This is a genomic window from Shewanella sp. (assembly GCF_051658185.1).
In the GTDB taxonomy this organism is placed as follows: domain Bacteria; phylum Pseudomonadota; class Gammaproteobacteria; order Enterobacterales; family Shewanellaceae; genus Shewanella.
Genome location: NZ_JBOFMC010000354.1, coordinates 1 through 9,947, shown reverse-complemented (window position 1 = coordinate 9,947; position 9,947 = coordinate 1). Strand labels below are relative to the sequence as shown.

The window sequence follows — 9,947 nt, the reverse complement described above, 5'->3', positions numbered from 1 at the left end:
AATCGGCTTAAACCCACAATCGACTTAAACCGAAATCAACTTAAATCGCCTGCTACTTAAACCACAAATAGTTACGATCCGAATAATCAAATAACCATTGCGGCCGATACACGACCAACAGCGTCACCGCCATACCGTTGAGCAATGCTTCTGGAAAAGCCAGTAACGGTATCAATATCAGGTAATTATCTACAAGCCCATCCCAAGAATACCCCGCCGTATACCACAGCCACGTCGCCCAACTCAATTGATGAAATACCGTCGATAACCCACCATTAATAAAAGCGCCAACAAAAATGAATACAAAAATATGTTTTGGCAAGGCATGATAACTGCGGCTATAGCATAAAAAACACAAAAACATCGGGATAGCCATGGCAAACAAGCTTAATGGCGCAAACTCTGCAGGCTGCTTTAGCACAAAAACACTAAAAAAAGCACTCGGTAGCAGTAACGCTAGCGTCGCTAACCGCCACCCCAACATCAACATACAAGTCACTAATCCTAAAAAGTGTAAATGTAAACTCGGGTGAATACTGGCATTAACCATCCATAAACTATTGATCAGGAGGAGAACGATAAATAATCGCCACTGCAATCCCTGATGATTAAGCAGCTGGCGTAACTCGCGCGTTGGCCAGATGGCATAGAGCCACAGGCCTAACAGCCCCAAGCTCATCAGCTGCATGGGACTAAAATCCCATTGAATTGGCTCAAATTGTGCAAACCAGTTCTGCAACATAAAAGTGGCCCATTATCCCGTCACCCATAATGCAGTCAGCTTAAACCGCGCAGGAGAACTTGGCAAAAATAACCATAAACATCTGATATTTTTGACCATATTAAGGTATTCTTCCCGGACGACATTACCTAAGAGTACCCAGTAGATTATGCCCATTAAATCTATCAGCCTCACCTTGCTAAGCTGTGTATGCCTAATGGCTTGTAGTTCAACAATCGATCCTGCGCAATTAGCGGGTACGTTAAAAGACAAATTATCGACACATATCGCAGCAGATGGTCTTAAGTTGTTCACCTACCAAGCGCGCCTCATGGATAACCGCCAAAGATCTCATGAACTTAGAGAGCCAATGACCGCTGATTATCCCCAACGGTATCCCTCTCAAGATCCTCGCCAACAACAGCGCCTGTATCAAGAGCAAGCGGCCATACTCGAGCTTTGGGAAAAGCAGGTCGAATTAGGACTGAATAAAACCTTAGAGATGACCCAATATTGCCGCGAAGGCTATTTTGAACTGAGCCGCAATATTAGCGAGGACAAGGGCGAGATCCGCGGAGAATGTAAAGAAGGGGCTAACGAGGCGGATAGGCAAAAATTTAAACAGTTTTAAGGCGCGCAATCCAGCCGTTGGTAGCTTGCGCGAAGCAGCACTTAAACAGGAACGTTTAACTTGAATAAAGACTTTTGCTTAAGTGGTACTTAAGTGGTAAGAGTTGCGTGGTAAAAGTTAACGGAGGAATACTGGTACTTGCTATGTTGCTATGTTGCTAAATCGCTAAGTCGCAGGAGGGCCGCATGATGAAAACTGACGAACCAATACGCTCGCGGCTCAATGCGCGTAATCGGTTTACGCGCATCATCGACCGTAAATTATACGGTTTCCGTTAACGGTTGCGCCCGATTTTCGAGTAACACCGGGATCCCTTCGGTGATGGGATAGGCCAACTTATCCGCTTTACAGATCAACTGCTCCGCCGTTTTATCGTATTCCAGTTTTCCCTTGCATACTGGGCAAGCTACTATGTCTAAAAGTTTTTTATCGAATGCCATGAGAGTTTCCTTGTTTCGCTGCCACCACTTCATGAAGACGGTATAACAGCTGCTCATCAAATTGTGGCGATAGCTTGGCATTGACAGCCAAATACCACCAGTTTTCTTGTGCAAAATCGCGACATTTAACCGCATCTTTTTCAGTCATCAGTAACGGATGACCTTTTGCCAAATCACATAATTGCTTTTTATCATAGGCTTGATGATCATCAAAGCCATGGGAGTACGCCACTCGGTAACCTTGCGACTGCAAAGAATCAAAAAAACGCTGGGGATTACCGATCCCCGCCATCGCCACTACAGGCTGTGTTTTATCAACATCGGTTTTCACACGATTATCCTTCACCGCGTGGATTGCGCTGGGGAGTAAATGCATGGCAAATTGGTCGCTCGCAGCCGGGCCGCCATTGACGACCACAAAATCCACTTGTGTTAAGCGCCAAGGTCCTTCACGCAAAGGCCCTGCGGGCAGGAGATGCTGATTACCTAAACCGCGCTGCCCATCGATCACCACCAACTCAATATCCCGTCCGAGGGCATAATGCTGCAGACCGTCATCACAGATAATGACGTCTACCCCGTAATGCGCGATAAGCATCCTCGCAGCATCGACCCGTTTGGCGCCAACCACCATAGCAACACCAGTACGCGCCACAATCATTGCGGGCTCATCCCCCACATCCGCCGCACTTGCACCAGCTAAAACGGGTCTAACACCTTGAATATCAGCGCCATAACCACGGCTTATCACCCCAGGAGTAAATCCGTTGGCACGCAGTAACTCCACTAAATAAATCACAGTGGGCGTTTTACCACTGCCACCCACGGTAATATTACCGACCACAATGACAGGCACCGGAAGAGTCGTCTGAGCTTTGATACCGAGGCGAAATAAACCGCGGCGCAGCGCCGTGACTAGCGCAAATAGTCCTGAAAAGGGTAACAATAGCCAACGCAGTGGATGACCCTGATACCAAATTTTATTGACGAGTGCTTGCATCTAGCTACCAAATTGCATCTGATACAACTTAGCGTACATTCCGCCCTGCTCTAACAAGGACTTATGGTTACCGCGTTCGACAATTCGCCCCTGATCCACCACTAAAATTTGATCGGCACTTTCGATGGTCGAGAGTCGGTGAGCAATCACTATCGAGGTGCGATTTTGGCGTAGATTATCAAGTCCTTGTTGGATGGCTTTTTCTGACTCCGTATCCAAGGCCGATGTGGCTTCATCGAGGATCAACACTGGCGCATCGCGCAGCATTGCCCGGGCAATGGCAATCCGCTGGCGCTGTCCACCCGAAAGCAACACGCCATTTTCGCCCACTTGGGTATCGAGTCCATCGGGAAGTTGCTCGATAAATTCCATGGCATGGGCTAAGGTCGCCGCTTCAACAATCTGCTCCCGAGTAACATCCCCTGGGTAGGCATAGGCAATATTGTTAGCAATAGTGTCATTGAATAAGGTCACCTGCTGGGAGACTAATGCCACTTGATTCCTGAGTGATTTCAATGAGTAATCGTAAATACTGACATCATCAAGTAAAATATCACCACTCTCTAACCCCGTATAAAACCGCGTCACTAAACTGGCGATGGTGGATTTACCGGATCCCGAGCGCCCCACTAAGGCAAGGGTTTGCCCTTGTTTTACTTCAAAGTCCACATGCTCTAAGGCGCGGCGTTCCTGCCCATCATAGCTAAAACTGACCCCCGCAAACCGTAGGTGTCCTTTAGCCCTATCAACGGCATAACTGCCCGTATCGGATTCAGGTTGCGAATCTAATAATTCAAAGACAGTAGTACAGGCTGCAATACCGCGCTGAAACTCAGCATTGACCCGCGTGAGGTTTTTAATGGGTTGTAGCATCGCCATCATAGCGCCAAGAATGGTCGCGAAGGTGCCTGCGGTTAAATCGGCTTTCATGCTATCTAAACTGGCAGCATATAACACGAATGCCAATGCAAAGGAGCCAATCACCATGATCATCGGTTGGCTGATCGCTTGCGCAACAGCCAACTTCATGTTTTGATTTCTATTTTTGCTGTTTACCTTTGCAAACCGCGCCACTTCGGTTTCTTGGCCACCAAAGGCCAATACGTTTTTATGGCCCTTGATCATCTGCTCGGTTGTCGCACTGACATCACCCATCGCAGTTTGAATTTGTTTAGAAACCTTGCGAAATCGGCGACTCACTAGGGTCATGACCAAGCCCATCAATGGACCGATCACTAAAATGCACAGGGATAATTTCCATGAGTTATAAAACATTAACACGACCATGCCGATGACAGTCACACTGTCGCGGACAATCGAAATTAATGCACTTCCAGAGGCACGGGCAATTTGTTCCGTGTCAAAAGTCACCTTAGAAATCAAACTACCTGAGTTTTCTTTATCCATGTAACTGACAGGTAAGCGCAAGTAATGCTCAAAGACTTGCTGACGCATGTCCATGATCAAACGGGCACTCATATAAGAAATGCCATAGGTCGAAACAAAATTCGCAAATCCTCGCAATGAAAACATGACGATCACGACAATCGGCGCCAACATCAGCACCTCATTATCCGCATGAAAACCTTGATTTGCAGGGAGCGCAATGCCATCGGCTATCGCGCTTGGTGCACCACTGGAAAATCCTTTATCAATAAAAGGACCAATAAACGCGATAAAGGCCGCATCCACGACCCCGTAAACAATTAGGCCAATGACCGAAAGCAAAAACATGCCTTTCATTGGCTTAAGATAACCCAGTAATCTTTTGAAAACTGTCCACATTTCGTTTTTAGGAGATGCTGTCATTGATAACACTAAATTATGGCAAAGTGCGTATTCTACTCCGGATTAAGCAAGTCACCAAATCTAAACACGCGGTTGTACCAAAATGGCGCCAAATCTCGCCGGTAGCTTTTCACCTTTCGCTGACCCGGTGTAAATACCACACTGATCTGCCCTTCATATCCGGTGATAAGATGCTCAATCTGCCGTTGTTGATAGCGTTCAATCACCTCAGCTTTCGGAAAGCCAAAGCGATTGGCTAATCCTGCCGCAAAAATCACTAATTCTGGCGCCACGGCATCGATAAAAGCGCCTGTCGATGATGTTTTACTGCCATGATGAGGCGCCAATAACACTTGGCTCGTTAATAAACTCGCCCCTGTCTCTGTGTGGGATTGAGGGTGGGCACCGAGCGGCGATGACGGGGTGGCCAATAAGGGGATTTCCAATAAGAGCGCCGCCTCGGCCGCTTTTTCGATATCCCCAGTAAGTAGCAAACTGTGCTCGCCATCATCAATTCGCACGACACAAGAGCCGTTATTGCCGTCGGTTGGCTGCTTGGGAAACAAAATCGTCACCGTTAACGATTGCCATACAAACTGCTGCGGCCGACATCCCTTTGCCGCCAAATGGGGGACATCACTTATCCATTCGGCCTTAGGGTAAGTACGCGCTAACACCTGTGCTCCTCCGGCGTGGTCGTTATCACTATGGCTAATAAATACATAGTCAATATGTTGAATTCCCTTCGCATTTAAAAACGGCAGGATCACCCGCTGACTGTAACTAAACTCATCACCAAAAGCCGCGCCAGTATCATAAAGCATACCTCGCCCTTCTTTTTCAATCACAACGGCTAATCCTTGTCCCACATCTAACACATGTACCGCCCATGCTGGCGAGGCGATGGGCAACATCTTCAAGACCAGTGTCCATAACAGTGGCATCCACAGCACTGAGCTGACTAAATGCCAAAGCCGATATTGGCGAGTTTTAGGGATAAAACACCACAACACTCCGGCCAGCAAGGCACAAATTCCCGCGGCCAACTCGGAGGCAGAGGTCGCTTGCCAGTGTGCAGGCAAATGGGTACTTAACTGCAATAATTGACCATAGGGCGCAAGGGCAAGATCACTTAACTGTAAGATGCCTAACCAAGAAAACCCCAACACTGAGCCTAACCACCAGCAACCAAAGCCGACCATGGCTAAGGGGATCACGACCATACTAAACCAAGGCACGGCCAGCATATTCATCCATAAACTATGCACACTCATGCCGCCAAACAAAACGGCTTGGATCACCCCAAGTACTAAGGTCAAGCGCCACTGCACAGACCAAAACTGCAGCAAACTTACCTTAAGCCCCATGACCATTGAAGGTTCAACCCCTTTAACGGGTACTTTAGGTGCAACCTCTAGGGTATATAAAATAATTGCCAGAGCACAAAAAGACAGCCAAAAACCCGCACTTAAGCACGAAAGCGGATCAATCAGTAACACCACAAATAGCGCAAATAACAATCGCTCCCAAGCACTGGAAAATCGCCTTAGTAAACTGAGTAACATCAATAAGACAATCATGATTAATGCACGTTGGGTCGCCACCCCAAAGCCGGCTAAATAAGCATAAAAAATCGCACTGCAGGCAGACAAGATTAACGCGACAATCAGATTTCGGCGACTGGGCACTAAGGCAAACCGATTGCATAACCACAATGAGCAGGTATAAATCCAAACGGTAAGTACGGAAAGATGTAATCCAGAGATTGAGACTAAATGGCCCGTCCCCGTCTGGCGCAGTAATTGCCAGCGTTCCTTTGAAATAAGCCGGTTATCCCCCAAAATCAAGGCAAGCAAAATATCCCCCTGGGCCATCGGGGCAAGTAAAGGGGCCAGAGAGGCCACAAGCTGATTTCTTAATGACGCGTTATCACTGACTAACTCGGCCTGTAAAACTCGACCTTTACCGATGATATGTTGGCTAACAAGCTGTTTTTGCTCATTATAGCCACCCTGATTGAGGACATTACTCATGCTTTTAGGCATCAAGGTAAACGACCAAATTTGTCCAACTTGCAGTGCTGGCGGGGTTTTCCAAGTCAACCTGAGTTTAGCTTTGGGTCCGAGCGCTAAATTTGGTCGAATGATGGCGATATCTAAACTTAGCCAGTCGCTGTTTTGATTGACTAGTGTTATGATTTCGCCCTTGATCTGGATAGGCTGTGATAAATCAGTAAAATCGTGCTTAGACAAGCCAAAACAAAACAGCGTTAACCAGAACACAGCAAACAGTCCACCGGCACAGAGTGGGGATTTTTGCCATAGGATCACGGTCCCAAGCAAAAAATAGGGTAAAAGCCCAACGGGTGGCAACGAAGGCCACAACATTGTTGATAGCAAGGTGGCACTAAAGCCAAAGATGAATCCATTCATAATCCATTAAGTTAAGACAGCAATTTCAGCCTATGCCAAAAAAATTAATAAAAAAATTTATGCCTAAGCCTGAAACCTTGCGTGAGCATAAACACTTACGCATCTTTGGTAGTTTGCTGCATAACCCCAATCTTTGGGCTTTGAATAGAAAGTCAGCCCCTGGTGCATTTGCTGTTGGATTATTTGTGGCATGGATCCCTATGCCCTTTCAGATGGTCGTTGCCGCCGCTCTGGCCATTCTCTTTAAAGTCAATATTCCAGTATCGGTTGCTTTAGTCTGGATAACCAATCCCTTAACTATGCCAGTCATGTTTTACGCCGCATACTTACTCGGTGCCAAAATTATCGGTCACGCCCCGCAAGCATTTACCTTCGAAGCCAGTTGGCAGTGGATTGCCGCCTCACTCACGACCATTGGCCCGGCGTTTTTACTCGGCTGTTTGATCCTCGGTATCATTTTTTCAGCGCTAGGTTACTTAATTATCAATAATTTATGGAAATATTCCATCATGTTCAAATGGCAGAAACGCCAGCACAAATAACTCTTCCCCCATCACAACTCAACTCTAGCTTTGATACATGCGCCCATGTGGCGCCATGCACGTAAGCCTTATTAATGCCATTCCTTGAGGTGATTGCTTAAGAGATTCATGATGTCAACACCGTAATTCAACCCAAGGACACATAAAGTCAAGGGCAAGTCACCGCTGCAACGCCAAAACAGGATCACCTTAAGGCCGAGCGCAACTGGGATAAACAATTCCTATCTTGTGGATTAGGTCACAGTCTCGTGCCGTACTTTTCCCTAAATCTGCGAATTTTACTGTTACTATTTAGGTAAATATCGAGTAGGGAGTTGTTATGCTATTTTATCGTCAATACGGTGCAAAGAGTCTTAAAGCTGTAGAACACTTAGTTTTATTAATTATTGCCATTGCCACAATCGTCGCCATAGGCCAAGAAATTGTCCATATTTTTTCCGTCGGCAAAGTGGCCCTCGCAGACTTACTGTTGTTATTTATTTATCTTGAAGTCTTAGCCATGGTCGCCAACTATGCTGAATCAGGCAAACTGCCTGTTCGCATGCCACTGTATATCGCCATTGTTGCCCTCGCCCGTTATCTCATTTTAGATATGAAAAGCATGGATGATTGGCGCATTGCCGCGATATCCCTTTCGACATTAATTTTGGCTGCCACCGTGATTGTTATTCGCTGGGGTCAATTGAAAATGCCCTATCCTAAAAATCAAGAGTACGATAATTAATCCTCCTCTTAAAATGGGTGCCATCAGCATTGGCGAATATGGCACCATTTTTGTCCCCCCACAGCGCTTGCCACTCACCACAAAATTCACACCAAACGCCCTCATGCCATTGGTATTCTTCCCAAAAGCAATTATGCTAGTTGCCACTAAGATCAATTGTTTATAGGGAGATTAGCCTATGGGTGACCATACCAAAGGATATCAAGAAAGACGCAGCTCACTCAGAGTAGATATGGAAGCTGAGCGAGTGCGCTTAAGTTGGATAGATGCGCAGGGAGAGCGGCATAATGATGAAGGCGTGTGTATTGACTTAGCCAGACACGGCATCTTGTGTGATTATAAAAAACCTTTCGCTCTTGGTGAGCTAGTTGAAGTCACCTTTAACTCCAATACACCGAAGCAAAATACCCTCAAAGGTCAAGTCTGCCGTTGCTCGCAATCCCATGAACAAAGTTACCATATCGCCATGCAATTGCTGTAATTTTGTTCAGGCAACACGTTAAGTGACCTCAAGAAACCAAAGTCAACTCAACTGCGTGGCACTGGCGTCCTAACGAGCAGGGCTCTCCCGAGCCTTGCCCTACCCTTTACGGCCTTTGCCGCCCCGCCGATTAAGCCGTTTTTAAGCACATTCACAAGGCCAAGAACGCCGGATAATCTTGCAAATAACAAACAGGGTTGAGCGCAACGACGCCTACTGCGACCACATGCAAGCAGAAGCCTCACAGCTAACTCACAACTATCCGCAACTCAATCTTACTTCTTAATGCTGGCACTTTCGGCCCGCAACCACTGTGATCCCCTGCGGCGTGACTTGAAACTTACCTTTATTCAGAAGCAACTCGATAAGCGCCACCGCGCTGAGGCCCTCAGCGCTACAGGTATGATAATGCGCGCATTCACCAAATTTATTCGCCATCAGGGCAATTAACTCCTGCTGTAAAATAGGGCTTCCTTGAGCCACCATCAGTGCGATAACCTCATGACCATGAACAGAGTTAGACATGTATCCTCCAAAAGATGCAATTAATATTAACCTTTATAACCCACGCAGAGAATGTGAACTCTGATCTCACGCACAAACTGATTAACGTAACTGGTTACAGCCGCAATATGTGATGCGCCGACGGTGAATCGCCAGAGCAAGTAAGCAGAGATCACAACTCCCCATCACTGTTCCCCATCACAGGGAGCCAAGAGTCAGAATAAGATTGCATGAGTCGCGGTCTGGGCGCTGGTTCTGCCAATGATGGGATGCTCAGCCAATTTACGATCAGCCCACAGAATCAACCGGCGCTAAACTACTGAATCAGGCGGCGCTAACCCGGATTTGGGCTGCCATTGGCTGCAAACAGGTTACTATGCCGCTAACGACCCAAACCCTGCCTAGCGCGTGTTGGCGTGTCGAGATGACATATTGTTCGCTCATGCAAGTTGGTGTTCGCCAAGGGAGGAATGACGTGTCTTTATGCTACCCAAATGACGAGCGACTCTTATGACAAAAAGTAAAAGTAAGAATCAAAACAAATGGTTGCCAGACGTCTCCTTCGCGCAACGTTTAGTCCAGAGTTTAGCCCAGCGTTTAGAGCACCGTTTCTGCTGCGTATGCGTAATCGCCCGTTGTTGTAGAATAACCACAGGACGTTGCCTTGCATAAACGTCAGCTAGG

At 46.9% G+C, this 9,947-nt stretch carries 10 protein-coding genes; 4 read left to right on the top strand and 6 right to left on the bottom strand.

What is annotated here, in order from left to right; all coding sequences use genetic code 11:
* Positions 1 to 52: 52 nt before the first annotated feature.
* Positions 53 to 742 carry an energy-coupling factor ABC transporter permease gene (locus tag ACRCZA_RS13460; protein WP_438674931.1) on the bottom strand — a complete coding sequence of 230 codons (690 nt, stop codon included), beginning with the start codon at positions 740 to 742 and terminating at the stop codon, positions 53 to 55.
* Between the two features lie 148 nt (positions 743 to 890).
* Here ACRCZA_RS13460 and ACRCZA_RS13455 point away from each other — a divergent pair, with 148 nt between their 5' ends.
* The gene (locus ACRCZA_RS13455; protein ID WP_438674930.1) at positions 891 to 1,352 is read left to right on the top strand and encodes a hypothetical protein; all 462 of its coding nucleotides are present in this window, start codon (positions 891 to 893) and stop codon (positions 1,350 to 1,352) included.
* Between the two features lie 260 nt (positions 1,353 to 1,612).
* Here the strand turns inward: ACRCZA_RS13455 and ACRCZA_RS13450 are convergent, their stop codons facing one another.
* From ACRCZA_RS13450 to ACRCZA_RS13435, 4 genes are read right to left on the bottom strand one after another with little or no spacing between them, the layout of a single operon-like run.
* A complete protein-coding gene (locus tag ACRCZA_RS13450; RefSeq protein WP_438674929.1) occupies positions 1,613 to 1,792 on the bottom strand; it encodes a Trm112 family protein in 180 nt (59 codons plus the stop codon).
* On the bottom strand, positions 1,779 to 2,792 hold the full coding sequence (gene lpxK, locus ACRCZA_RS13445; RefSeq protein ID WP_438674928.1) for a tetraacyldisaccharide 4'-kinase: 1,014 nt from the start codon (positions 2,790 to 2,792) through the stop codon (positions 1,779 to 1,781). The genes ACRCZA_RS13450 and lpxK overlap by 14 nt, the downstream gene beginning before the upstream one ends.
* Positions 2,793 to 4,601, bottom strand: coding sequence for a lipid A export permease/ATP-binding protein MsbA (gene msbA / locus ACRCZA_RS13440; RefSeq protein ID WP_438674927.1), 1,809 nt, complete (start codon positions 4,599 to 4,601; stop codon positions 2,793 to 2,795).
* 32 nt (positions 4,602 to 4,633) lie between these two features.
* Positions 4,634 to 7,012 carry a DNA internalization-related competence protein ComEC/Rec2 gene (locus ACRCZA_RS13435; RefSeq protein ID WP_438674926.1) on the bottom strand — a complete coding sequence of 793 codons (2,379 nt, stop codon included), beginning with the start codon at positions 7,010 to 7,012 and terminating at the stop codon, positions 4,634 to 4,636.
* Positions 7,013 to 7,044: 32 nt separating this feature from the next.
* On the opposite strand from ACRCZA_RS13435, the gene ACRCZA_RS13430 reads away from it, so the two are divergent.
* From ACRCZA_RS13430 to ACRCZA_RS13420, 3 genes are all read left to right on the top strand, one after another.
* Positions 7,045 to 7,554 (top strand): DUF2062 domain-containing protein, encoded by a 510-nt coding sequence (locus tag ACRCZA_RS13430; RefSeq protein WP_438674925.1) that lies wholly within the window; start codon positions 7,045 to 7,047, stop codon positions 7,552 to 7,554.
* Positions 7,555 to 7,873: 319 nt separating this feature from the next.
* Positions 7,874 to 8,278 carry a phosphate-starvation-inducible protein PsiE gene (locus ACRCZA_RS13425; protein ID WP_438674924.1) on the top strand — a complete coding sequence of 135 codons (405 nt, stop codon included), beginning with the start codon at positions 7,874 to 7,876 and terminating at the stop codon, positions 8,276 to 8,278.
* Positions 8,279 to 8,456: 178 nt separating this feature from the next.
* Positions 8,457 to 8,759: a PilZ domain-containing protein gene (locus ACRCZA_RS13420; protein ID WP_438674923.1), complete on the top strand. Its 303-nt coding sequence runs from the start codon at positions 8,457 to 8,459 to the stop codon at positions 8,757 to 8,759.
* A gap of 282 nt (positions 8,760 to 9,041) precedes the next feature.
* Here ACRCZA_RS13420 and ACRCZA_RS13415 read toward each other — a convergent pair whose 3' ends face one another.
* Complete coding sequence (locus ACRCZA_RS13415) at positions 9,042 to 9,284, bottom strand: YecH family metal-binding protein (RefSeq protein ID WP_438674922.1); 243 nt, start codon at positions 9,282 to 9,284, stop codon at positions 9,042 to 9,044.
* Positions 9,285 to 9,947: the final 663 nt, after the last annotated feature.

Coding starts and splice junctions, on each gene's coding strand:
- ACRCZA_RS13460 (WP_438674931.1), bottom strand. CDS start 742: ATGTTGCAGAACTGGTTTGCACAATTTGAGCCAATTCAATGGGATTTT.
- ACRCZA_RS13455 (WP_438674930.1), top strand. CDS start 891: ATGCCCATTAAATCTATCAGCCTCACCTTGCTAAGCTGTGTATGCCTA.
- ACRCZA_RS13450 (WP_438674929.1), bottom strand. CDS start 1,792: ATGGCATTCGATAAAAAACTTTTAGACATAGTAGCTTGCCCAGTATGC.
- lpxK (WP_438674928.1), bottom strand. CDS start 2,792: ATGCAAGCACTCGTCAATAAAATTTGGTATCAGGGTCATCCACTGCGT.
- msbA (WP_438674927.1), bottom strand. CDS start 4,601: ATGACAGCATCTCCTAAAAACGAAATGTGGACAGTTTTCAAAAGATTA.
- ACRCZA_RS13435 (WP_438674926.1), bottom strand. CDS start 7,012: ATGAATGGATTCATCTTTGGCTTTAGTGCCACCTTGCTATCAACAATG.
- ACRCZA_RS13430 (WP_438674925.1), top strand. CDS start 7,045: ATGCCAAAAAAATTAATAAAAAAATTTATGCCTAAGCCTGAAACCTTG.
- ACRCZA_RS13425 (WP_438674924.1), top strand. CDS start 7,874: ATGCTATTTTATCGTCAATACGGTGCAAAGAGTCTTAAAGCTGTAGAA.
- ACRCZA_RS13420 (WP_438674923.1), top strand. CDS start 8,457: ATGGGTGACCATACCAAAGGATATCAAGAAAGACGCAGCTCACTCAGA.
- ACRCZA_RS13415 (WP_438674922.1), bottom strand. CDS start 9,284: ATGTCTAACTCTGTTCATGGTCATGAGGTTATCGCACTGATGGTGGCT.